Below are 24,481 nucleotides of genomic sequence, written 5' to 3'. Positions count from 1 at the left end.
ATTCACTACGATCCAATGTGGGAGCTGGCTTGTTGTGGCGAGGGAGCTTGCTCCCGCTCGACTGCGCAGCAGTCGCCTGCTATTGGGGGCGCTTCGCACCCCAGCGGGAGCAAGCTCCCTCGCCACAAAAGCCCTCCCACACTTGGATCATGTTCATTCCTTATTTTTTGTGAAGCGCCGCAAATCCAGGGTCATTGGCAACTCATCGTTTACCGTTACAGCCGGCACTGGCAGCTTGCCCGGGCTATGCCCCAAGCGGAAAAACCGCGCCATGCGCCGGCTCTCCGCCTCATTGGCGTTCACCGGCAGGCTGTCGTAATTGCGCCCGCCCGGGTGCGCCACATGGTATTGGCAGCCACCCAACGAACGCTGCATCCAGGTGTCGAGCAGGTCAAATACCAGCGGCGCATGCACGGGGATGGTCGGTTGCAAGCAGTTGGCCGGTTGCCAGGCACGGTAACGCACGCCCGCCACGAACTCGCCGACGCGGCCGGTTGGTTGCAGCGGCACCGGCACGCCATTGCAGGTCAGCAGGTAGCGTTGCGGTGGCAACCCGCTCAACTTCACTTGCAGGCGCTCCAGGGACGAATCCACATACCGCACCGTGCCACCCACTGCGCCCTCCTCGCCCAGCACATGCCAAGGCTCCAAGGCCTGGCGCAGTTCCAGTTCGATACCGCTGACGGCGTAGTCGCCCACCTTGGGGAAACGAAACTCCAGATGCGCCGCGAACCATTCGGCACGCAGCGGGTAGCCGGCCGCGTTCAGCTCGACGATCACGTCGGCAAAGTCCTGCTCGATAAAGTGCGGCAACAGGAAACGGTCATGCAGTTCAGTGCCCCAGCGCGCCAGCTTCGGCGGCGCATAGGGCTCGCGCCAGAACCGCGCGACCAGCGCCCGCAGCAACAACTGCTGGGTCAGGCTCATGCGCGCATGGGGCGGCATTTCAAAGGCGCGCAATTCCAGCAGCCCCAGGCGGCCAGTGGCGCCGTCGGGTGAGTAAAGTTTGTCGATACAGAATTCGGCGCGATGGGTATTACCCGTCACGTCGATCAGCAGGTTGCGCAACAGGCGATCCACCAACCATGGCGGGCAGTCCTCGCCCGGTGCCGGCATCTGCGCGAAGGCGATTTCCAGTTCATACAGCGCATCGTTGCGCGCCTCATCCACCCGGGGTGCCTGGGAGGTGGGGCCGATAAACAGGCCGGAGAACAAATAGGACAACGACGGGTGGTTATGCCAGTAGCTGATCAGGCTGCGCAGCAGGTCCGGTCGGCGCAGGAAGGGCGAATCCTTGGGCGTCGCGCCGCCGAGCACGAAGTGGTTACCGCCACCGGTGCCGGTATGGCGCCCATCGATCATGAACTTCTCGGTGGTCAGGCGGGTTTGCCGAGCCTCTTCGTAGAGGAATTCGGTGCGTTCTACCAACTCGTCCCAGGTGGCGGACGGCTGTACGTTGACCTCGATGACACCGGGATCTGGCGTGACCCGGAAATTGCTCAGGCGCGTATCCGCTGGCGGCTCGTAGCCCTCCAGCAGTACCGGGCAATGCAGCTCTTCGGCGGTGGCCTCAATGGCAGTCACCAGCTCCAGGTAATCCTCGATGCGCTCCAGCGGCGGCATAAACAGGTACAGGCGGCCTTCCCGTGCTTCGGCGCACAGCGCGGTACGGGTCAGCCAGTCGGCGGACTCGTCGACCTTGGGCACACGCTCGTCGTCCGGGGCCGGCTCGCCATGGCTGCGCAATTGCGCCGCAGTGGGAAGCTCGGGCTGGTCCTGGTTCGGGTCGGTGGGGTGTATGAACGGATACTCAGCCGCCGTCACCCAGGGCTGGGAAGCCAAGGGCAGCCGGTAACCCAGCGGCGAATCACCCGGCACCAACCGGCAATGGTTGTCGCGCAGGTACCAACGCCCACTCTGCCAGCGGTCATTGGCCGCAGTACGTGCCAGCGGCAGCACCTGGCCGATGACTTTATCCAGGCCCTGGCTGAACACTTTACGCAGGCGTTCACGCTCCAGGTCGTCGCTCAGACGCGGGTCCTGAGCGGTGACGTTCTGGGGCAGCGCCCCTTCGCGCCACAGGTAGTAGAAATTGTCCTCGAACGCCGGGAACACAAAGCGCGCCGGCAGTTTCAGGCGCTCGGCGACGCTGGCCAGGAAACGCCCGGCCATCACCCCATCGGCGCCGTAGTCTTCTTGCTCATCGGCGATCAGTGCGCTGTTGTGCCAGATCGGCACGCCGTCGCGGCGCCAGTAGCAATTGAGCGACCAGCGCGGCAGTTGCTCGCCGGGGTACCACTTGCCTTGGCCGAAATGCACCAGGCCCTTGGGCGCATAGTGCTGGCGCAGGCGCTGGAACAGCTCGGCCGACAGGCGACGCTTGTCCGGGCCCAGGGCTGCGGTGTTCCATTCGGCGCCGTCTGGGTCGTCAATAGAGACGAAGGTCGGCTCGCCGCCCATGGTCAGGCGTACGTCGTCCTTGAGCAGGTCGCCGTCGATCTGCCGGCCCAGGGCCTGGATCGCCAACCATTGTGCTTCGGTGTAGGGCTTGGTCACCCGTGGCGCTTCCCAGATGCGCTCCACCGACATCTCATGGGTGAACTCGCATTCGCACGGCTCAACCAACCCACTGATGGGCGCGGCAGACGATGGATCGGGGCTGCAGGCCAAGGGGATATGCCCTTCACCGGCGAACAACCCGGACGTGGCATCCAGGCCAATCCAGCCAGCGCCGGGCAGATACACTTCGCACCAGGCGTGCAGGTCGGTGAAGTCCACCTCGGTACCGGACGGGCCGTCGAGGGCTTTGACGTCGGCGGTCAGTTGAATCAGATAACCAGAGACAAATCGCGCCGCCAACCCGAGGTTGCGCAGCAATTGCACCAACAACCAGGCCGAGTCGCGGCAGGAGCCGGACGCGTTTTCCAGGGTAAATTCCGGGGTTTGCACACCCGGCTCCATGCGAATCAGGTAACCGATATCGGCGGCCAGGCGCTGGTTGAGGCCGACCAAGAAATCCACAGCAGGCAGCGGCGTGCGGTCGATACCGGCCAGGTACGCAGCCAACCTTGGCGTCAGCGGCAAGGTTTCCAGATACGGCGCCAGCTCGCGCTGCTCATCGGCGGCGTAGCTGAACGGGATTTTTTCGGCGTAGGGCTCGAGGAAAAAATCGAACGGATTGAACACCGCCATCTCGGCGACCAGGTCGACCTCAATGCGCAACTCGTCAGTCTTTTCCGGGAACACCAGGCGCGCCAGATAATTGCCCTGGGGGTCTTGCTGCCAGTTGATGAAATGCTGCTCGGGCAACACCTTCAGCGCGTAGGACAGTATTCGCGTACGGCTATGGGCTGCCGGACGTAGCCGAACGATCTGTGGGCCGAGTTCGACAGCACGGTCGTAGCGGTAATGCGTAACGTGGTGCAACGCGACATGAATCGACACGGCGGCCTCCTGCGAGCCAGGGCATAAGCACAACGCGCGCAAGACTTATGCCACAGCAGCAGTCATTGCACTAAAACGTCAGGCCCGGTGCAGTACAGCACCAAAACGGCGCCAACGTTGTGGCTATGGTGCAGGCGCTGCACACATTTGTAGCGCCGGGCTGAGGGCAGGTGGTGAATCTACCCAATCAGTGGTGTTTGTGTTGGGCAATCATGGCCTGGCGCAGGCAGCGGACTTCGACCAGTTTCTGGCGCATTTCACGGTGGCGTTTGCTGTTGAACAGCAATAGCCCAATTAATGGAAACACCAGGCTCAAGGCATATACCACCCCGTTCGGTTGATCATTGAGTGTTGGCAATACACCCAGAAAGCATACCCCCAGCAGCAACACTAGCGGCCAAATCCATTGGGGACGCCCGCGTGCGATCATGAAATTGCAGTGCACAATGACTAGCGTGAGTGCGATACCCGCCAGGAAGGAGTATTTGGCATTATCTGCCATGGACAGGCTTGGCATATAGCTATCGAAGAACACCGGAACCGCAAACACGAGGGTGAAAATGCAGACGAATATCGCCCCCATAAAGACGGGGAAATACGTCGACAGAAAACTGCGAATGCTAGGCAGCTCGTTCATTGTTCGGCCTCCTCATACAGACCTATGGCAATTGTGCGTACGTTCCCTGACACCGCACTACCGGTAAAACCGATGGCTGCGCCCAACGCGTCCTTGATCTGCGTGACCGTTGCATGCTTGACCTCGGTGGGCGTGAACCGCTTAGGCAACTCGCCCGACAACTGCTTTAACTTGATCATCTTGGACGTCAAGCGTGGGTCGTTGATGCTCAGCAGCTCTTTGGTCAGCTTGGCGCGCTCCTGTCGATTCAGGCCCCTGAGTACCTCTCTCACACTTTTCCCGGTAGAGGCCTTATTCAGCCGCACCAGCTTGACCGTTGCCAATGCCGATGAACCCACCCCAACCAACGACGCCGCATCCAGGGCAATCATGGTGTATTGGTACCACTCCTCACTGTCGAGCTGATCATTGCGCGCGGGGTTGCGGATCTCATTGACGGTGCGATAGCCGCTGGCAAAGCACTGCACAGAACTGGCTGCCGCGGCCGTATAGCCGAGCGCCACGACCACCGAACTGGCCCCCGCCGAAAACGGAACTGCGACGGAACCACTGAGCACCACGATCCAACCGATAACCGCGCCGGCACACGATAGCGTGGTATTGACCGCTTCGCCCACCAAGCGGGACTCACGCGGATTGTCTTGCACCTGCTGAGCGAATTGCGTTGGTGCGATGTACTTCTGCGCCTCACGCAGGATCAAACGCTTGGGTGCGATGCTGCAGATGGGCTGAAATTCGCGCAGGGTGACAACGTTGAAATCGGCATCGATATACACAACACCTGCACCGACAATGGCGGGGTCTGCATCGATGGCGGCGAACAGCCGTGGCAGGTTGATCAGGCTCTCGATACGCTGGCGCGCCATAAATTGAGAGCGGTTGGAATCCATGCCGATGTTGAACAAGGAGCTGCCCATAAGTGTTCTTCCTTGAAATTGAAAGTGCCCAGACCGGCCTCATCGCAGGCAAGCCAGCGCCCACACTTGAAATGCATTCCCCTGTGGGAGCTGGCTTGCCTGCGATAGCAATCTGATGAGCGCCCCCCTAACAAACAGGCCACCTACCGCCAATAAACCTATCTAATCAACGGGTCTTGCGTTGCGCAATCGCCGCCCGACGCAGGTGACGTATTTCGAGTAATCGCTGACGCATTTCACGATGGCGCTTGCTGTTGAGCAGCAGCAAACCCAGCAGCGGAAACAGCACCGCCGAACCGTACACCAGGGTATTGAGGCCGTATTGAATCATCGGCAAAACGAACAGCAGGCAACACACCAGATAGCCCGCCACCAGCCGGGTCGCCCAGGGGTACCCGCGTGCAATCATCACATTACCAAACACCAGTACCGCTACCAGCACCAGTATTGCAGCCCCGGAGTAGTTGGCCTTGAGCGCCGGTTCAACCCCGCGCAAATAGGTTACGCCCGCCGTGGAGACAGCCACCGAACCAGAGAAAATCGCCATGAAGATGGTGCCCATGAACACCGGAAAATAACGCGCAAGGAAACTGCGCCTATCGGGAAACCCCTTCATTCCGTCAGTTCCTCATACAGGCCAATGGCAAGCGTCGACGCCGAGCCGACGTGACCGGTTCGATAGCTGCCCCAGATACCCAACATGCCGCCCAAGGCGTCCTTGAGCTGGGTGAGCGTGGCATGACGAATTTCCGTGGAGCTGTAGCGCTTGGGCAACGTGCCGGCGCGCTGCTGCAACTTGAGCAACTTGGGGGTCAGGCTTGGGTCTTTGAGACTGAGCAATTCCTGGGTCAACTTCTTGCGCTCCTGGCGATTCAAGCCCTTGAGCAATTCATACCAGCTCTTGCCCAACGCAGCGGCTTTTTTGGCCTTGAGCAGCCTTAATGTGGTGAAGGCTCCCGTTCCGATCCCGACCAACGACGCGGCATCGAGAATCGGTGACACCGCGCCATACCACTGGGCGTCGTCCATGCGGTCGTTGGCATCTGGGTCAAGGATCTCGTTATAGGTCCGGGCCACGCCAAACCCGCACTGAGCGCTGCTGGCCAGCGCCGCCGTGACACCGATACCCACCACAAAAGCACTGGCACCGGCGGTGAACGGTACGGCGACGCTGCCACTGAACACCACGATCCAGCCGATCACCGCCGCCCCACAGGAAAGCCCCATGTCAAAGGCCTCCTTCTGGAGGCGCCCTTCACGGGGGTCGGTCTTCACCTGCTCGACAAACTGCGCCGGCGAGATGTACTTCTGCGCCTCGCGCAAAATGACGCGCTTGGGTTTGATGCTGCAGATGGGTTTGAATTCGCGCAGGGTGATCACGTTGAAGTCGGCGTCGATGTACACCACGCCAGCGCCGACGATGCTGGGGTCGGCGTCAATGACGGCGAACAGCCGCGGCAGGTTGATCTGGCTCTCAATGCGCTGGCGCGCCATGAATTGGGAGCGGTTGGAGTCCATGCCGATGTTGAGCAAGGGGTTGCCCATAAGTGTTCTTCCTTGAAATCGAGAGTGCCCAGACCGGCCTCATCGCAGGCAAGCCAGCTCCCACGCTTGAAATACATTCTCCTGTGGGAGCTGGCTTGCCTGCGATAGCAATCTAATGGGCGCCACCTTACCAAACAGACTCACCACCGACCAGAAAGCAAAACGCCAGCACGAGGCTGGCGTTTTGCATTTCAGGCGTCGATCACCGCGGTACAACCGGCTTGCGCGTAGGCTTGCCGCCCTTGCCCTTGGCCGCATCGCTGCGCTCTTTGGCCGCCTGCTTATTGCGCGCCTGGGCCGCAGCCTTGGCTTGCTCGCGCTTGTCCCACGGGTTGCTGCCGTCGCTGCCACGGGGTGGCAGGCCGGTGTGCTGGGTGAGGATCCTGGTGGTGGTTTCCTTGGCGACCTTATGGCTGCCGGCCGGCGTCGAGTTCTTGCGCCGGGCGCTCTGGTAGCTGTCGGTGGACGGCTGGTGCAGCGGGATCAACTGGTCCTTGCCCGACCCGATCAGGTCGGCACGGCCCATGCGGGTCAATGCTTCACGCAGCATCGGCCAGCCCTTCGGGTCGTGGTAACGCAGGAACGCCTTGTGCAGGCGGCGCTGCTCCTCGCTCTTGACGATGGTCACCGCGTCGCTCTTGTAGGTGACCTTGCGCAACGGGTTTTTGCCCGAGTGGTACATCGCGGTGGCGGTGGCCATCGGCGACGGGTAGAACGCCTGCACCTGGTCGGCACGGAAGCCGTTGCCCTTGAGCCACAGGGCCAGGTTCATCATGTCTTCATCGGTGGTACCCGGGTGGGCGGCGATGAAGTACGGGATCAGGTACTGCTCCTTGCCCGCTTCCTTGGTGTACTTCTCGAACATGCGCTTGAACTTGTCATAGCTGCCAATGCCCGGCTTCATCATCTGGTTGAGCGGACCTTCCTCGGTGTGTTCCGGGGCGATCTTGAGGTAACCACCGACGTGGTGGGTGACCAGCTCTTTGACGTATTCCGGCGACTCGACGGCCAGGTCGTAGCGCAGGCCGGAAGCGATCAGGATCTTCTTCACACCCGGCAACGCACGGGCGCTGCGGTACAGCTGGATCAACGACGAGTGGTCGGTGTTCAGGTTAGGGCAGATGCCAGGGAACACGCACGACGGCTTGCGGCACGCGGATTCGATTTCCGGGCTTTTGCAGGCGATGCGGTACATGTTCGCCGTCGGGCCGCCGAGGTCGGAGATCACGCCGGTGAAGCCCGGCACTTTGTCGCGGATCTCTTCGATCTCGCGAATGATCGACTCTTCGGAACGGTTCTGGATGATGCGGCCTTCGTGCTCGGTGATCGAGCAGAAGGTGCAGCCGCCGAAGCAGCCACGCATGATATTCACCGAGAAACGGATCATGTCGTAGGCCGGGATCTTCTCCTTGCCATACGCCGGGTGCGGTACGCGGGCGTACGGCATGCCGAACACGTAGTCCATTTCTTCGGTAGTCATGGGAATGGGCGGCGGGTTGAACCATACGTCCACTTCACCGTGCTTCTGCACCAGGGCGCGAGCGTTGCCTGGGTTGGTTTCCAGGTGCAACACGCGGTTGGCGTGGGCATAGAGCACCGCGTCGCCGCGGACTTTTTCCACCGATGGCAGGCGGATCACGGTCTTGTCACGGGTCATGCGCGGGCTGGCCAGGATCTGCACAACCTTGGCTTCTTCCGGATCATCCACCGGCCCCTTTTCCTGCTCGATGGCGCAGGCCTGGGTGTCCTGGGTGTTGACGTACGGGTTGATGATCTTGTCGATCTTGCCCGGACGGTCGATGCGCGTGGAATCCACTTCGTACCAACCGGCCGGCGTATCACGGCGGATGAACGCGGTACCGCGCACATCGGTGATGTCTTCGATCTTGTGGCCCCACGACAAACGCTGGGCAACTTCGACGATGGCCCGCTCGGCGTTGCCGTACAGCAGGATATCGGCGGTGGCGTCGATCAGGATCGAGTTGCGCACGCGGTCCTGCCAGTAGTCGTAGTGGGCGATACGACGCAGGGAAGCTTCGATGCCGCCAAGCACGATCGGCACGTTCTTGTAGGCTTCCTTGCAACGCTGGCTGTACACCAGGCTTGCACGGTCGGGACGTTTGCCGGCCATGCCGCCAGGGGTATAGGCGTCGTCGGAGCGGATTTTCTTGTCCGCGGTGTAGCGGTTGATCATCGAGTCCATGTTGCCGGCCGCGACGCCGAAGAACAGGTTCGGCTCGCCGAGCTTCATGAAGTCGTCTTTGGACTGCCAGTTCGGTTGCGCGATGATCCCGACGCGAAAGCCCTGGGACTCCAGCAGCCGGCCGATGATCGCCATGCCGAACGATGGGTGGTCAACATAGGCATCACCGGTGACGATGATGATGTCGCACGAATCCCAGCCAAGCTGATCCATCTCCTCCCTGCTCATCGGCAGGAATGGCGCAGGACCGAAACATTCGGCCCAGTACTTGGGATAGTCAAATAACGGCTTGGCTGTTTGCATGACGGTGACCGGTGTGAAGATGAAAAATCGCGGGCGCGGAATATAGCACAAATTTTGACCAATTCCGACGGTAGTAGTCGGAATTGTGGTGGCCCCATCGCAGGCGCTTGAAACTACTCGTCGTCGTCGAAGTTGTAGCTACCCGGCGCCAGGTTCTCGAAACGCGTGTACTTGCCGATGAACGCCAACCGGATAAACCCGATCGGGCCGTTCCGCTGCTTGCCGATGATGATTTCGGCAATGCCCTTGTGTTCCGTCTCGGGGTGGTACACCTCGTCGCGGTACACGAACATGATCACGTCGGCGTCCTGCTCGATCGCTCCGGATTCCCGCAAGTCGGAGTTCACCGGACGCTTGTTGGGACGTTGTTCCAGGGAACGGTTGAGCTGGGACAACGCCACCACCGGGCAGTTGAATTCCTTGGCCAGGGCCTTCAAGGAACGAGAGATTTCAGAAATCTCGTTGGTACGGTTGTCGCCACTGGAACCGGGGATCTGCATCAACTGCAGGTAGTCGATCATGATCAGGGCGATGTCGCCATGCTCACGCACCAGGCGCCGGGTACGCGCGCGCATTTCGGACGGGCTGATACCGGCAGTGTCATCGATGAACAGCTTGCGGTCGTTGAGCAGGTTGACCGCGGAGGTCAGGCGCGGCCAGTCGTCGTCTTCAAGCTGGCCGGAACGCACCTTGGTCTGGTCGATACGGCCAAGCGACGAGAGCATACGCATGATCAACGATTCGCCTGGCATCTCGAGGGAGTACACCAGCACCGCCTTGTCGCTGCGTAACACGGCGTTTTCCACCAGGTTCATCGCGAAGGTGGTCTTACCCATGGACGGACGACCGGCGACGATGATCAAGTCGGACGGCTGCAGGCCGCTGGTCTTTTCGTCGAGGTCGGTGTAACCGGTGGAAATACCGGTAATCGCGGCATCGGTGTTGAACAGGGTGTCGATGCGGTCGATGGCTTTGGTCAGCAGGTCGTTGACGCTGACCGGGCCGCCGGTTTTCGGACGGGCCTCGGCGATCTGGAAGATCTGGCGCTCGGCTTCGTCAAGGATCTCGGCAGCGGTGCGGCCTTCGGGGTTGAAGGCGCTGTCGGCGATTTCGGTGCTGATGCCGATCAACTGGCGCAACGTGGCGCGCTCGCGGACGATCTGGGCATAGGCCTTGATGTTGGCGACGGACGGCGTGTTTTTTGCCAGCTCACCGAGGTAGCCCAGACCACCCACTTGGGAGGTCTGGCCTTCCTTGTCCAACTGCTCGGCCAGGGTTACCACGTCGATCGGTGAGTTCTGGTCGGCCAGCTTGGCGATGGCGCGGAAGATCAGGCGGTGGTCATGACGATAGAAGTCACCGTCCGAGACTTGATCCAGCACGCGTTCCCAGGCGTTGTTGTCCAGCATCAAGCCACCGAGCACGGCCTGTTCGGCCTCGATGGAATGCGGCGGCACCTTCAGGGCAGCGGTTTGCAGATCGTATTGCTCAGGAGCAGAGATTTCGTTCATGGCCACTTGGAATTTGGGGTGTGTAGAAAAACAAAAGGCACGACCTGTAAACAGGATCGTGCCCGATGTTAACCGGCTGGCACGCGAGGTGCCAGTCAGTTAGGTGCGACTTAAGCTGCTACCACGACAACGCGTACGGTGGCTTCAACTTCGGCGTGCAGGTGCACGGCTACGTCGAATTCGCCTACGTTGCGGATGGTGCCGTTCGGCAGACGAACTTCGCTCTTCTGCACTTCAACGCCGGAGGCGGTCAGTGCATCAGCGATGTCGTGGGTACCGATCGAACCGAACAGCTTGCCTTCGTCACCAGCGGTGGCAGTGATAGTCACTTCCAGCTCAGCCAGTTGGGCAGCGCGAGTTTCGGCCGACGCTTTTTTGTCTGCTGCGGCTTTTTCCAGCTCAGCACGACGCTCTTCAAACGCAGCCAGGTTGGCAGCGGTTGCAGCGGTGGCTTTGCCGTATGGCAGCAGGTAGTTACGACCGTAGCCGGCCTTAACGTTCACTTTGTCGCCCAGGTTGCCCAGGTTGGCGACTTTTTCCAGAAGGATCAGTTGCATGTGAAAATCCTCTAACTTTTAACCTTCACCGTTCGCGTTATCGGCGTCTTTCGACGCCAGACGACCGCGAAAATCAATCAGGCTGTCAACAATGGCCAAGACCACGAGTAACGGATAGATCAGCTGCATGAACAGCAACAGCGTGACGTACAACCCCACCAGCCAAAACCTGGCCAGTCGCTTTTGCGCGGCAAGCCCATGAATCAGGGCCAGCCCGGCAAACACCAGCGGTACGCTGCAAATCGGCGCCAGCAAGGCCATCTGTGGGCCGAAGTTCGGCCCGACAACCATGCACGCCAGCAGCAACATCGCCGGCCCCGCTGGGATTCTGATACTGCGAAACTCGCGACCAAAACCACCCGGGTTGTACAACAACGCCTGCCAATAACGCCCAAGAATCAGGCTCAGCACGCTGACGACCTGCAACAAAGCCGCAATAAGGCCGGTCAGGACCGGGGCAATCAGTGACGCAAACCGCGCTCGCTCATCTACCGACAAATGCTGGTAGAGATCCCCGAGGGCCAACGGCAGGATCTTGACGATCTCCTGCGCCAGCGCCTCGATCTGCGGGCGGAAAGCCGCGCCAAGCATCACTGAGTACACCAACCCCAATGCCACGCTGACCAGCAGCGTGCGGACCCAGGACTCACTTGCGCGCAAAACCAACGCAAGGCTCGATGACCCCAGCAGTACCAGAAGTACCCGTGGATCACCCATTTGCAGCCACCAGATCAAGGCCGGCAACAAACCCAGGGCAAGAACGCCAAGGGCGTCCTTCAAACCGCGCCGCAGTAGCACAAGGCAACCTGCGGCAGCACCCAACCAATAAAGCAACGGCAATGCCGCACATCCAGCCACTACCAGAGTGGCCTGCACGCGACCGCGCATGATGAACTCAGCTAAGGCGCGCATGCATTCAATCCCTTACTACTTGTCGACTGCCCGGTCTCAGCGGCCGTGGCTGTCGGTGTAGGCCAGCAGGGCCAGGAAGCGGGCGCGCTTGATAGCGGTGGCCAGCTGACGCTGATAACGTGCTTTGGTACCGGTGATACGGCTTGGAACGATTTTGCCGGTCTCGGATACGTAGGCTTTCAGAGTGTTGAGATCTTTGTAATCGATCTCTTTCACGTCTTCAGCGGTGAAGCGGCAGAATTTACGACGACGGAAGAAACGTGCCATTTGATAGGCTCCTTAAAAGGTCCGTGGATTACTCGTCAGCGTTATCGCTGTTGTCGCTGTCATCACTATCAGCGCTATCAGCGCCTTCGTGCTCAGGACGGTCGCGACGCTCACGGCGCTCACTGCGGTTTTCTTCAGCCTTGAGCATCTCGGATTGGCCAGTAACGGCTTCTTCGCGACGGATGACCAGGTTACGGATCACAGCATCGTTGTAGCGGAAGTTGTCTTCCAGCTCGGCCAGGGCCTTGCCAGTGCACTCAACGTTCAGCATCACGTAGTGAGCCTTGTGAACATTGTTGATTGCGTAGGCCAGTTGACGACGGCCCCAATCTTCCAGACGGTGGATTTTGCCGCCGTCTTCTTCGATCAGCTTGGTGTAACGCTCAACCATGCCGCCGACTTGCTCGCTTTGATCCGGGTGGACCAAAAAGATGATTTCGTAATGACGCATGAATGCTCCTTACGGGTTGTAGCCTGCCGCTCAAAAACGGTCAGACAAGGAGTGAATGACACTTATGGATCTTGCCGCAGGGGAGGCACATCGGTGCCTGCCAGGAAGGCAAGGGGCGCAATTGTAGAGAAGGGGGAGAAGCGGCGCAAGGCAATTGGTGATTATTTGAACAACCCCAAGCACCACAAACACAAATGTAGGAGCGAGCTTGCTCGCGAAAAACTCACAGACACCGCGCTCATTCAGGAAGCCCGCGTTATCGTTGACGTTTTTCGCGAGCAAGCTCGCTCCTACATCAGGATTGGGGCAAGCCCCACATGGTGATTACTTCTTGGGCTTGGCCTTAGCCTTCGCACCACGCTGACGCTGGGCTTCAAACAGGCACACGCCCGTCGCCACCGACACATTGAGGCTGCTGACACTACCGGCCATCGGCAGGTGCACCAGATAATCGCAATGCTCACGGGTCAGGCGGCGCATGCCTTTGCCTTCGGCGCCCATGATCAGGATCGTAGGGCCGGTAAGGTCCTGGTCATAAATGCTGACCTCAGCCTCCCCCGCCGTGCCCACGACCCACAGGCCGCGCTGCTGGAGCTTCTCGAGGGTACGCGCCAGGTTGGTCACGGCCACCAGCGGAATCACTTCCGCCGCACCGCAGGCGACCTTGCGCACCACCGGCGTCAGGGTCGCGGACTTGTCCTTGGGCACGATCACTGCCAGCGCACCGGCAGCATCCGCCGAACGCAGGCAGGCGCCGAGGTTGTGCGGGTCGGTCACGCCGTCCAGCACCAAGAGCAACGGTGCACCTTCGGTACGGTCGAGCAGCTCGTCGAGCATCGCCTCGCCCCACACCTGGCTCGGACTGACGTCAGCCACCACGCCTTGGTGAACGCCTTCGACCCACACGTCCATTTCACGACGCTCGGCCTGGCCGATGGCAACCTTATTCTGCGTAGCCAACTCGACCAGCGCCTGTACGCGCGGCTCGCTGCGACCTTCGGCCAACCACACCTGCTTGACGCGCTTGGGATGGTGACGCAGCAGTGCTTCTACGGCGTGCACGCCGTAGATTTTTTCCAGACTCATGACTTGGCCTTAGGTTTGCGCGACCCGCCGCTTTTTGCGGGAGCCGAACCCGCTTTTGGCGGGCCTTTACGGTGTTTACTTGGCTTGCTCGACGGCTTTTCCGCCCCGTGGGACTTTCCCCCAGACGCCGCTTTACCACCGCTTTTGGCTTCGTTGAGCAACTGCTGCTTCAACTCGCGGCTCTTGCGCAGCTCGGCGTTTTTCGCCGCCGCGTCGCTTGGGCGGTAGGCTTCAGGGGCCTTGTCCTTGGCGGAAGAACGACGACCAGTCTTGGCAGGTGCAGGCTCGGCCGTGGTTTTTGGGGTGGCCGCTTTGCCTTTGGACGCAGGCGCCGTGGTTTCACCACGTTTTTTACGACCCGCAGGCTCTGCCGGCTTGTCAGGCATGCCGAAGTCGATCTTGCGCTCGTCGAGATCGACACGCATGACCTGCACTTCAACGGTATCGCCCAAGCGGAAGCTGCGACCGGTGCGCTCGCCCGCCAGGCGGTGATGCACAGGATCGAAGTGGTAGTAGTCACCCGGCAAGGCGGTGACGTGCACCAGGCCCTCGACGTAGATGTCGGTCAGCTCGACGAACAGGCCAAAGCCGGTCACGGCGGTGATGACACCCGGGAACGACTCGCCCACGCGATCCTTCATGAACTCGCACTTGAGCCAGTTCACCACGTCGCGGGTGGCTTCGTCGGCGCGGCGTTCGCTCATGGAGCACTGCTCGCCCAGTTGTTCCAGGGCCGCTTCGTCGTACGGGTAGATCCGTGCTTTCGGAATGGTCATGGCACCGGCGCGCTTGACGTGCGGGGTGTTCTGCTTGGAATGGATCACGCTGCGGATCGCACGGTGCGTGAGCAAGTCCGGGTAGCGGCGAATTGGCGAAGTGAAGTGGGTGTACGCCTCGTAATTCAGGCCGAAGTGGCCCTGGTTATCGGCGCTGTACACCGCCTGGCTCAGCGAGCGCAGCATCACGGTCTGGATCACGTGGTAATCCGGACGGTCCTTGATGCTGGCCAGCAGGGCCTGGTAATCCTTCGGCGTCGGGCCGTCCTTGCCTTTGTGCAGGGACAGGCCGAGTTCGCCGAGGAAGGCGCGAAGTTTTTCCAGGCGCTCCGGCGGGGGGCCGTCGTGCACACGGTACAACGCAGGAATTTCGTGCTTCTTGAGGAACTCGGCAGTGGCCACGTTGGCCGCCAGCATGCACTCCTCGATCAGCTTGTGCGCGTCGTTACGGGTGGTCGGGGTGATCGCCGCAATCTTGCGCTCGGAGCCGAAGACAATGCGGGTTTCCTGGGTTTCGAAATCGATCGCGCCACGGGTATGACGGGCACCCAGCAACACCTTGTACAGCGAGTACAGCTGCTTGAGGTGCGGCACCACGCCAGCGTACTCGGTACGCAGGGCCTTGGCTTCGCTGGTCTTCGGCGTTTCCAGGATGGTGCTGACCTTGTTGTAGGTCAGGCGTGCCTGGGAGTGGATCACCGCTTCGTAGAACTGGTAGTCGGTCATTTCGCCGGTTTTGGAGATGGTCATCTCGCACACCATGGCCAAACGGTCGACTTTCGGGTTCAGGGAGCACAGGCCGTTGGACAGCTGCTCGGGCAGCATCGGGATCACGCGCTCTGGGAAGTACACGGAGTTGCCGCGCACCTGGGCTTCGTTATCCGGGGCCGAACCGATCTTCACGTAGCTGGACACGTCGGCAATCGCGACGTACAACTTCCAGCCGCCGGAGAACAGGCGCAGCTTGCCAGGCTTGGCTTCGCAGTAGACCGCATCGTCGAAGTCGCGGGCATCTTCACCGTCAATCGTGACAAACGGCAGATGACGCAGGTCGATGCGTTTTTCTTTGTCTTTCTCTTCGACTTCCGGCTTGAGCTTGGCGGCTTCCTTGAGCACGGCCTCAGGCCAGACGTGAGGGATATCGTAGGTGCGCAAGGCAACGTCGATTTCCATGCCCGGCGCCATGTAGTTGCCGACCACTTCAACGATATCGCCCTGGGGCTGGAAGCGCGCCGTTGGCCAGTGGGTGATTTTCACCTCGACGAACTGGCCGACCTTGGCGGCGCCATTACGGCCCGGGGTGATCAGCACTTCCTGCTGGACCTTCGGGTTATCCGGCACAACGAAGCCGATGCCGCCTTCTTCGAAGTAACGGCCGACGATGGATTCGTGGGCGCGGGACACCACTTCGACGATCACGCCTTCACGACGACCACGGCGGTCGAGGCCAGAAACCCGCGCCAGGGCACGGTCGCCATCGAACACCAGACGCATTTGCGCCGGGCTCATGAACAGGTCGTCACTGCCATCGTCCGGGATCAGGAAGCCGAAGCCGTCACGGTGGCCGGCAATGCGACCCAGGATCAGGTCCAGCTTGTCGACCGGCGCGTAAGTGCCACGACGGGTGTAGATCAATTGAGCATCGCGCTCCATCGCACGCAGACGGCGGCGCAGGGCTTCGAGCTGGTCTTCGGTGGTCAGACCGAATTCTTCAACCAGTTGCTCACGGCTAGCAGGCGAACCACGATCGGCGAGGTGCGCCAGGATCAGTTCGCGGCTAGGAATAGGGTTTTCATATTTTTCCGCTTCACGAGCGGCCTCGGGATCGAGGGACTGCCAATCGGCCATTAGAGAGTTTTCACCTTGTCTATATGCGGGTTAGTTTGGCATACGCGTATTGAAACGGGAAATTTCAGGTATCAACAAGCGTTTAAAAGCCCTTTGCGGCCCCCGGAGCGCACCTTGCACGACCACTGGCGAAATTTTCCAGGCTTTTTTCATGGCAGGGGTTTACAGCTCAAATATCGCTCCGTATAGTGCGCGCCATCGACGACGGCAACGTTGTTGATGCTGCCCAGGTGGTGAAATTGGTAGACACGCCAGCTTCAGGTGCTGGTGATCGCAAGGTCGTGGAAGTTCGAGTCTTCTCCTGGGCACCAAATTCAGATCAAACCCGCGAAAGCGGGTTTTTTCGTTTCAGGCCTCTGATTTTTAACGGAAAAATTGATTTATATTTTTCGAATCAGGGGTTTACAGATCAAAAGCCCCGCCGTATAGTTCGCCCCATCAACAGCGGCAACGTTGTTAGATAATGCCCAGGTGGTGAAATTGGTAGACACGCCAGCTTCAGGTGCTGGTGATCGCAAGGTCGTGGAAGTTCGAGTCTTCTCCTGGGCACCAAATTCAGATCAAACCCGCGAAAGCGGGTTTTTTCGTTTCCGGGGTTTGAAAACTTCCCCAGTGATTTCCCCCTCATCCGCACTTGAGAAGATTTATCGTTTATCCTTGCAATGATTTGTTGCATATAAGCGAGGAACACTTCGGATGATGATCCGTGACAACCGACTCAAGACATCCCTTCTGCGCGGCCTGACCCTCACCCTACTCAGCCTGACCCTGCTCTCGCCCGCCGCCCATTCTGCCGACAAGGTCTCCCTGACCTTATACAACGGCCAACACAAAGAAGTCGGCGATGAACTCGCCAAGGCCTTCGAAGCCAAGACCGGCATCCACGTCAACGTGCGCAAAGGTAGCAGCAACCAGCTGGCCAGCCAGGTCGTCGAAGAAGGTGAGCGCTCCCCTGCAGACGTCATCTACACCGAAGAATCACCGCCCCTGAACAAACTCGGCGAGCAAGGCCTGTTGGCAAAAATCGATGCCAGCACCCTCGATGTCCTGCCCAAGGATTACGTGGGCAAAAACGGCGACTGGATGGGCGTGACCGCACGCACCCGCGTCGTAGCCTTCAACCCCAAACTGATTGCCGAAAAAGACCTGCCCAAGTCGGTACTGGATTTTGCCGGCCCCGAGTGGCAAGGCAAAGTCGGCTTCGTTCCCACCAGCGGCGCGTTCCAGGAGCAAGCCGTGGCGATCATCAAGCTGCACGGTCGCGAAGCCGCAGAAGAATGGCTGACCGGCCTGCGCGCCTTCGGCAAGGTGTACAGCAACAATATGGTTGCCCTCAAGGCCGTGGAAAAAGGCGAAGTAGCCACCGTGCTGGTGAATAACTACTACTGGTTTGCCCTGAAAAAGGAAAAAACCAATCTGGATTCCCAACTGCACTACTTCACCGATGGTGATGCTGGCGGCCTGATCACCGTATCCTCCGCTGCCGCACTCAAATCCAGCAAGCATCCCAAAGAAGCTCAGCAATTGCTGGCATTCATGGCCAGCGAAGAAGGCCAGCGCGTGATCACCAACACGTCGGCCGAGTACCCGCTGCGCAAGGGCATGGAATCGAACCGCGGCCTCAAGCCATTCAGCGAACTGCAGCCACCAAAGGTCACCCCCGCAGACCTGGGTAACGCCGAAGAAGCCCTGGAACTGGAACGTGACGTTGGCCTGAACTGATGAACCCATCGCTTTCCGTCGCGGGGTTCACCCCCCGTCGCAAACGCCCGTCGATCTGGCTGCTGCTACCTGTGCTGTTGCTGGTTGGCCTGAGCCTGTTGCCGCTCGCCTACGTCGGGCTCAAAGCCTGGCAGGCGGGCTGGACGGAGGCGATGCATCTACTGTGGCGGCCTTATGTGTTCGGACTGCTGCGCAACACCCTGGCGCTGATGGTCGGCGTGACCCTGACCTGCGGCGTGATCGGCCTGTCCCTGGCCTGGCTGCTGGAACGCAGCAACCTGCCAGGGCGGCGCATCTGGGGTGTGATCCTGTGCCTGCCGTTTGCGGTGCCGGCGTTCGTCAGCAGTTTTACCTGGGTGTCGCTGAGCGCCCAGTTCGAGGGGCTTGGCGGCGCGATCCTGGTGATGAGCCTGTCCAAATACCCGCTGGTATTTCTGCCGGTGGCGGCAACGCTACGCAATCTTGACCCCTCCCTGGAAGAATCGGCCCGCACGCTGGGGCTCAACCGCTGGGGCGTGTTCTTTCGCATCACCTTGCCGCTGCTGTGGCCATCGCTGCTGGCCGGCTCACTATTGATCGCACTGCACATGCTGGTGGAATTCGGCGCGCTGTCGATCATTGGGCTGCAGACCTTCACCACCGCGATCTACCAGCAGTTCGAACTGGAGTTCAGCAATGCCAATGCGGCAATGCTCTCGGCAGTGCTGCTGGTGATGTGCCTGACCCTGCTATGGCTGGAACTGCGCGTACGCGGCAAAGGCCGGCACGTGCGCATCGGCCAGGGCGCGGCGCGGCACGCCGAGCAGGTTCGACTGGGCAAGTGGGCGCCATTGGGCCAGGTGTATTGCCTGGCGCTGGCGATCATTGGCAGTGGCATCCCACTGGGAATGCTCGGGTATTGGTTGGCAGTCGGTTCGTCGGCAGCGTTTCCGATGGCCGAGATCGGTGAGGCGCTGCTGTCTTCCCTGGCGCTCTCGCTGGGCGGCGCCGCACTGTGCCTGGTACTGGCAGTACCGGTTGGTTTGCTGGTGGTGCGCTACAAAGGGCAACTGGCGCTATGGGCCGAACGCTTGCCGTACTTACTGCATGCCCTGCCCGGCCTGGTGATTGCGTTGACCCTGGTGTATTTCGCCCTGCATTACGTGCCAGCGCTGTACCAGACCTCGGCATTGCTGCTGATTGCTTATGCGCTGCTGTTTTTGCCATTGGCGCAGGCGCCGATTCGTACAGCACTGAACAAGGCGGCGCCACAGTTGGAAGAGGCTGCGCGCACGTTAGGCGCATCGTCCTTCAGTGCGTTTTGCCGGGTGACGTTGCCAATTATCTTTCCGGCGCTGGGGGCGGCGTTTGCCTTGGTGTTCCTGGATGCGATGAAGGAATTGACGGCGACATTGCTGCTGAGCCCGACCGGGCTGAATACCTTGGCGACGGCCGTCTGGGCGCATACCTCTAATGTGGAATTTGCGGCGGCGGCGCCGTATGCAGCGTTGTTGATTCTGGTGTCGGGGTTGCCGGTGTATCTACTTACGACGCGGATGTATTTGAGCCGCTGAAACAGTTATCGCAGGCAAGCCAGCTCCCACAGTGACCGAGTTCCAACTTTGGAATGCAGTTGAATGTGGGAGCTGGCTTGCCTGCGATGAAGCCCGTCCAGACAACCTCACGCCCTGAACTGCCCCAAGCTCGCCTTCAACTGCGCCGCCAACCCATCCAGCACCTTCCCACTGGCCGTCGTCTCCACCACCGCTTGCGCCGCACGCTCGGCCTGGGCATGGATCACCTCCACGCGCCCACGCACCGCATGCGCGCCCTGGGCTTGATGCTCGGCCGCGCGCGTCGCCAGGCCAATCGCCGCATGCACCTGCTCCACAGAAGCCTGCACCGTCTGCTGCAAGCGCACGCTGTCGCGCAGCACCAGCAAGCCCTCATTGGCCTGGCGCCCCGCCTTGCCGATGGTTTCCACCGCCTCACGCGCGCCCTGCTGCAATGCCACGATATGCGCCTGGATATCGCCGGTGGAGCTTTGAGTCTTGCTCGCCAGCGCACGCACTTCATCGGCCACCACCGCAAAGCCGCGCCCAGTCTCGCCAGCCCGTGCCGCCTCGATGGCCGCGTTGAGAGCGAGCAGGTTGGTTTGCTCGGCGATGCCGTGAATCACGGTGAGCACGACCTCGATTTGCTCGCTTTGCTGCGCCAGCCGTTCGATCACTTGGGAACCGGCCTGCACCTGCCCCGCCAACGCCTCGATCAAGCTACCGACTTCAGCCGAGGTTCGTGAGTTTTCATCCGTGGCCTGGCGAATATCCACCACCTGCTGCAAGGCCGCCTGCATAGCGTGGCTTTCGGCCTGGGCCTCGTCGGCCATTTGCGACAAAGCGCGCAAACTCTCGGCCACTTCATCACGCTGCAAGCCCGCCGCCGCATCGGCGCCAGCATTGCGCAACGTCATGGCGCCGATTTCCACGCCAGTACGCTGGGCCACGTCGCCCGCCTCGCGCACGATGGGCTGCAACTTATCCACAAAGCGATTGACCGCCGAGGCCATATCGCCGATTTCATCCTTGCTGTTGATCTGCACGCGCTTGGTGAGGTCGCCCTCGCCGGCCGCCAAATCATCCATCGCGGCAATCAGCAACTTCAGGCGATTGACCACGCGTCGCCCCAGCACAATGGCGATCAGCAGCAATACCCCAAGCCCCACCAGTGCCAGCCCCATGCCGATGCGCCAGCGCAGGGTGCCCGCCGCGTCTTGCACGGCGGCGGCGGTGTTGGCCGTCATTTGCGTGGCAGTGGCTTGTGCCGATTGCAGCCGGGCACCCATCGCGTTGGCGCTGTCAGCGGCGGCTCCCTTGAGGCTATCACCCACCAGTTGATCACCGCTGGCGATCAGCGCGGCAAAGCGCTTATCCAAGGCTTGCAGGTCGGCCTCAACCGCAGCGGTCGACACGCCCATGCGCACCTTGCCGATTTCCACACCGTTGGGGCTGATGGAGGCTTCAACGTAGTACACGGAAGGGTCAGTCTTGGCCGCGTCCAGTACCTTATCCAGAGCACGCTCACCCGCGCCTTTTGCCAGCAACGCCTGGTTGATCGGGTTCTCACGGTTCAGATAACGCGTCAGGTGCTCGCCTGCGGCGTCGTCATACACCACGAACAGCACATTGGGATTGCGCTGGGCCCGGCGGGCAAACTCTGAAAGAGTCGGCACGTCACTGTCCCACATGGCACGGGGCGCGACCGAGGCCAGCAGTTGCGCCATGTCATTGGCGGAGTCCTGCAGGTCTTTTTCCAGCGTCGCACGCAACTGCTTTTGCTCTTCCTGCAAGCGCGTGGAAAGCCCGGCTGTGAGGCGCTGGCGCGTGCTGGCGGAGAGGCTGTCCAGGCTGGACGTGACTTCCTTGCCAGCCTGGGCCAGTTCACCAGACAACTTCTGGCTATCTATGCCCAGGCGATTGCCCAAATCGGCTTCCAGCGCCGTCACCGTGCTCCGCGTCAGCGCGACGGCCACCAGCACTTGCACCAAAAGAGCGATACCAAGGGTAACGAACACCGGCCGCAACAGACGGCTTTGTAACAACGAGAGAACGGCAGACACTGGAAATCCCTCCACCACGGGTGCCATTAATTTGATAGCACCTCGAAAGAGGGAAACACAGCAAGGGTCGTGCCGCTTGCCAGGCAGAAACGACAAAGGGCTCCCGAAGGAGCCCTTTGCTTTTTACATCAACAACTTATTACGCGAACGGGTGACGCAGAACGATGGTCTCGTTGCGGTCCGGGCCGGTCGAAATAATGTCGATCGGTGCACCGATCAGCTCTTCCACACGCTTGATGTAGGCGCGGGCGTTGGCTGGCAGTTCTTCCAGGGTCTTGGCGCCCACGGTCGATTCGGTCCAGCCTGGCACTTCTTCGTACACAGGCTGCAGGCCCACGTAGCTGTCAGCGTCAGTCGGGGCAACATCGTTGCCTTGGGCGTCTTTGTAGCCGACGCAGATGTTGATGGCTTCCAGACCGTCGAGTACGTCCAGCTTGGTCAGGCAGATGCCCGAGATGCTGTTCACATCGATAGCGCGACGCAGGATAACGGCATCGAACCAGCCGCAACGACGAGCACGGCCAGTGGTGGCGCCGAATTCGTGGCCTTGCTTGGCCAGGTGCGCGCCGACGTCGTCGAACAGCTCAGTCGGGAACGGGCCCGAACCTACACGGGTGGTGTAAGCCTTGGTGATGCCCAGGATGTAGTCCAGGAACATCGGGCCAACGCCCGAGCCGGTGGCAACGCCGCCAGCAGTAGTGTTGGAGCTGGTCACGTACGGGTAGGTACCGTGGTCGATGTCCAGCAACGAACCCTGGGCACCTTCGAACATGATGTCCTTGCCAGCGCGACGCAGGTCGTGCAGCTCGGCCGTCACGTCCAGCATCAGCGGCTTGAGCAGCTCAGCGTATTCCTTGCACTCGGCCAGGGTCTTTTCAAACTCGATGGCTGGCTCTTTGTAGTAACCGACCAGCATGAAGTTGTGGTAATCCACAAGTTCACGCAGCTTGTCTTCAAAGCGCGGCATGTTGAGCAGGTCGCCCACACGCAGGCCACGACGTGCAACCTTGTCTTCGTAGGCCGGGCCGATGCCGCGACCGGTGGTGCCGATCTTCAGCTCGCCACGCGCCTTTTCACGGGCTTGGTCCAGCGCAACGTGGAAGGACAGGATCAGCGGGCAGGACGGGCTGATACGCAGGCGCTCGCGCACCGGTACGCCTTTTTCTTCCAGCTTGGTGATCTCGCGCAGCAGGGCGTCAGGCGCAACCACCACGCCGTTGCCGATCAGGCACTGCACGCCTTCGCGCAGAACACCCGACGGGATCAGGTGCAAGACGGTTTTTTCGCCATCGATGACCAGGGTGTGGCCAGCGTTGTGGCCACCTTGGTAGCGCACTACGGCGGCAGCATGTTCGGTCAGCAGATCAACGATCTTGCCTTTGCCCTCATCACCCCATTGGGTGCCCAGGACTACGACATTCTTACCCATAACACTTGTCCTCATTCGCGCAAACTTGGTGCCGGCGATGGCCGGCAGGAAAACTCAAGAAGCCAGTGGCGATACTTGCCAAAGCCCGTTCTGCTGAATCAATTGCCGGTCGCAGTCCGCTTCACGGGCGGCGGCCAATGGCTGCCCAGGCAAGGCCTGGACTACACGCTGACCCTCACGGCGTAACTGGCAAACCTGCTGCCAGAGCGCTGCGTCCGTACTGTCGGGCATCCAGATGCCACCAGACGGCAGCTCGACCTCAGCACGCCCCAGGGTCACCAGGGTTTTCAAATCGGTGGAAAAACCAGTGGCCGGACGCGCACGACCGAAGTCGGCGCCGATATCGTCATAGCGACCACCTTGGGCGATGGCCTGGCCAACACCCGGGACGAATACCGCGAACACCACACCGGTGTGGTAGTGGTAGCCGCGCAATTCACCCAGATCAAAATACAGCGGCAGCTCCGGGAACCGTGCCGACAGGCGCTCGGCAATTGCCAGCACATCGTCCAGTGCCGCCAATACCGGTGCCGGAGCATTGGCCAGGCGCTCACGCGCAGCCACCAGCACTTCACGGCCGCCGCACAGATTTACCAGCGCCCGCAGCATGCCAGCCAGCTCAGCAGGCACACCCTCGGTGAGAGCGATCACTTCATCGATCGCCTTGCGCTGCAGGGCATCGAACAACTGTTGCTCCACTTCACCGGACAACCCGGCAGCACGCGCCAGGCCACGGTAGATACCGACGTGGCCCAGGTCCATGTGCACGTCCGGCACATCCGCCAGTTGCAGCATGGCCAGCATCAGGCTGATCACTTCCACATCGCTGCTCGGGCTGGCGTCGCCGTACAACTCGGCGCCCAACTGGATCGGGCTACGGGAAGACGACAAGGCGCGCGGCTGGGCATGCAGTACGCTGCCGGCGTAGCACAGGCGGCTCGGGCCTTCACGACGCAGGGTGTGCGCATCGATGCGCGCCACTTGTGGCGTGATGTCGGCACGGAACCCCATTTGCCGGCCCGATTGCGGGTCGATGACCTTGAAGGTGCGCAGATCCAGGTCCTGGCCCGCGCCGGTCAGCAGGGATTCCAGGTACTCGATATGGGGAGTCACGACAAACTCGTAACCCCAGCTCTGGAACAGATCCAACACCTGGCGACGCGCTACTTCAATGCGCGCAGCTTCTGGTGGCAGTACTTCTTCGATGCCATCTGGCAGCAGCCAGCGGTCTACCGTTGCCATTACGCCATTCCCCTTTGATCCGGGCGGCCAGCCCTC

At 60.7% G+C, this 24,481-nt stretch carries 18 protein-coding genes and 2 tRNA genes; 4 read left to right on the top strand and 16 right to left on the bottom strand.

Annotation, left to right across the window (positions count from 1 at the left end):
* Positions 1-153: 153 nt before the first annotated feature.
* The 13 genes from HBO10_RS11215 to rnr form a co-directional block, all read right to left on the bottom strand.
* Complete coding sequence (locus HBO10_RS11215; protein WP_034125659.1) at positions 154-3,444, bottom strand: transglutaminase family protein; 3,291 nt, start codon at positions 3,442-3,444, stop codon at positions 154-156.
* Positions 3,445-3,631: 187 nt separating this feature from the next.
* Positions 3,632-4,081: a hypothetical protein gene (locus HBO10_RS11210; protein WP_034125658.1), complete on the bottom strand. Its 450-nt coding sequence runs from the start codon at positions 4,079-4,081 to the stop codon at positions 3,632-3,634.
* Positions 4,078-4,998, bottom strand: coding sequence for a hypothetical protein (locus HBO10_RS11205; RefSeq protein ID WP_034125657.1), 921 nt, complete (start codon positions 4,996-4,998; stop codon positions 4,078-4,080). Before HBO10_RS11205 ends, HBO10_RS11210 begins: the two co-directional genes overlap by 4 nt.
* A 166-nt stretch (positions 4,999-5,164) precedes the next feature.
* Positions 5,165-5,614: a hypothetical protein gene (locus tag HBO10_RS11200; protein ID WP_034125656.1), complete on the bottom strand. Its 450-nt coding sequence runs from the start codon at positions 5,612-5,614 to the stop codon at positions 5,165-5,167.
* Positions 5,611-6,543 (bottom strand): hypothetical protein, encoded by a 933-nt coding sequence (locus HBO10_RS11195; RefSeq protein ID WP_014716676.1) that lies wholly within the window; start codon positions 6,541-6,543, stop codon positions 5,611-5,613. The genes HBO10_RS11200 and HBO10_RS11195 overlap by 4 nt, the downstream gene beginning before the upstream one ends.
* Positions 6,544-6,745: 202 nt before the next feature.
* On the bottom strand, positions 6,746-9,049 hold the full coding sequence (locus HBO10_RS11190) for a YgiQ family radical SAM protein (protein WP_034125867.1): 2,304 nt from the start codon (positions 9,047-9,049) through the stop codon (positions 6,746-6,748).
* Positions 9,050-9,162: 113 nt separating this feature from the next.
* Positions 9,163-10,560 (bottom strand): replicative DNA helicase, encoded by a 1,398-nt coding sequence (gene dnaB, locus HBO10_RS11185; protein ID WP_003188079.1) that lies wholly within the window; start codon positions 10,558-10,560, stop codon positions 9,163-9,165.
* A 110-nt stretch (positions 10,561-10,670) separates the two neighbouring features.
* Complete coding sequence (gene rplI / locus HBO10_RS11180; RefSeq protein ID WP_003171376.1) at positions 10,671-11,117, bottom strand: 50S ribosomal protein L9; 447 nt, start codon at positions 11,115-11,117, stop codon at positions 10,671-10,673.
* Between the two features lie 18 nt (positions 11,118-11,135).
* A complete protein-coding gene (locus HBO10_RS11175; protein WP_034125655.1) occupies positions 11,136-12,029 on the bottom strand; it encodes a hypothetical protein in 894 nt (297 codons plus the stop codon).
* Positions 12,030-12,065: 36 nt separating this feature from the next.
* Positions 12,066-12,296: a 30S ribosomal protein S18 gene (rpsR, locus tag HBO10_RS11170; protein ID WP_002551829.1), complete on the bottom strand. Its 231-nt coding sequence runs from the start codon at positions 12,294-12,296 to the stop codon at positions 12,066-12,068.
* Between the two features lie 28 nt (positions 12,297-12,324).
* On the bottom strand, positions 12,325-12,747 hold the full coding sequence (gene rpsF / locus HBO10_RS11165; RefSeq protein ID WP_003236224.1) for a 30S ribosomal protein S6: 423 nt from the start codon (positions 12,745-12,747) through the stop codon (positions 12,325-12,327).
* Positions 12,748-13,071: 324 nt separating this feature from the next.
* On the bottom strand, positions 13,072-13,833 hold the full coding sequence (gene rlmB, locus HBO10_RS11160; protein WP_003188074.1) for a 23S rRNA (guanosine(2251)-2'-O)-methyltransferase RlmB: 762 nt from the start codon (positions 13,831-13,833) through the stop codon (positions 13,072-13,074).
* Positions 13,830-16,457 (bottom strand): ribonuclease R, encoded by a 2,628-nt coding sequence (rnr, locus tag HBO10_RS11155; RefSeq protein WP_169921992.1) that lies wholly within the window; start codon positions 16,455-16,457, stop codon positions 13,830-13,832. The genes rlmB and rnr overlap by 4 nt, the downstream gene beginning before the upstream one ends.
* Before the next feature lie 224 nt (positions 16,458-16,681).
* Between rnr and HBO10_RS11150 the strand changes: the two genes are divergently transcribed.
* From HBO10_RS11150 to HBO10_RS11135, 4 genes are all read left to right on the top strand, one after another.
* Positions 16,682-16,768 (top strand) — tRNA-Leu (locus HBO10_RS11150).
* A gap of 154 nt (positions 16,769-16,922) precedes the next feature.
* Positions 16,923-17,009: transfer RNA gene (locus tag HBO10_RS11145), tRNA-Leu, on the top strand.
* 144 nt (positions 17,010-17,153) lie between these two features.
* Positions 17,154-18,179, top strand: coding sequence for an extracellular solute-binding protein (locus HBO10_RS11140; protein ID WP_034125652.1), 1,026 nt, complete (start codon positions 17,154-17,156; stop codon positions 18,177-18,179).
* On the top strand, positions 18,179-19,732 hold the full coding sequence (locus HBO10_RS11135; RefSeq protein WP_034125651.1) for an iron ABC transporter permease: 1,554 nt from the start codon (positions 18,179-18,181) through the stop codon (positions 19,730-19,732). The genes HBO10_RS11140 and HBO10_RS11135 overlap by 1 nt, the downstream gene beginning before the upstream one ends.
* Positions 19,733-19,839: 107 nt before the next feature.
* Here the strand turns inward: HBO10_RS11135 and HBO10_RS11130 are convergent, their stop codons facing one another.
* The 3 genes from HBO10_RS11130 to HBO10_RS11120 all read right to left on the bottom strand — a co-directional run bounded on the left by HBO10_RS11130 (position 19,840) and on the right by HBO10_RS11120 (position 24,445).
* The gene (locus tag HBO10_RS11130; RefSeq protein ID WP_034125650.1) at positions 19,840-21,774 is read right to left on the bottom strand and encodes a methyl-accepting chemotaxis protein; all 1,935 of its coding nucleotides are present in this window, start codon (positions 21,772-21,774) and stop codon (positions 19,840-19,842) included.
* A 139-nt stretch (positions 21,775-21,913) separates the two neighbouring features.
* Positions 21,914-23,203 (bottom strand): adenylosuccinate synthase, encoded by a 1,290-nt coding sequence (locus HBO10_RS11125; RefSeq protein WP_014716669.1) that lies wholly within the window; start codon positions 23,201-23,203, stop codon positions 21,914-21,916.
* A 54-nt stretch (positions 23,204-23,257) separates the two neighbouring features.
* Positions 23,258-24,445, bottom strand: a complete 1,188-nt coding sequence (locus HBO10_RS11120; RefSeq protein ID WP_034125649.1) for an ATP phosphoribosyltransferase regulatory subunit — start codon at positions 24,443-24,445, stop codon at positions 23,258-23,260.
* Between the last annotated feature and the right edge of the window lie 36 nt (positions 24,446-24,481).

Source organism: Pseudomonas sp. WS 5503 (assembly GCF_012985385.1).
Lineage (GTDB): Bacteria > Pseudomonadota > Gammaproteobacteria > Pseudomonadales > Pseudomonadaceae > Aquipseudomonas > Aquipseudomonas paracarnis.
This window is presented reverse-complemented; position numbering and strand designations above follow the sequence as displayed.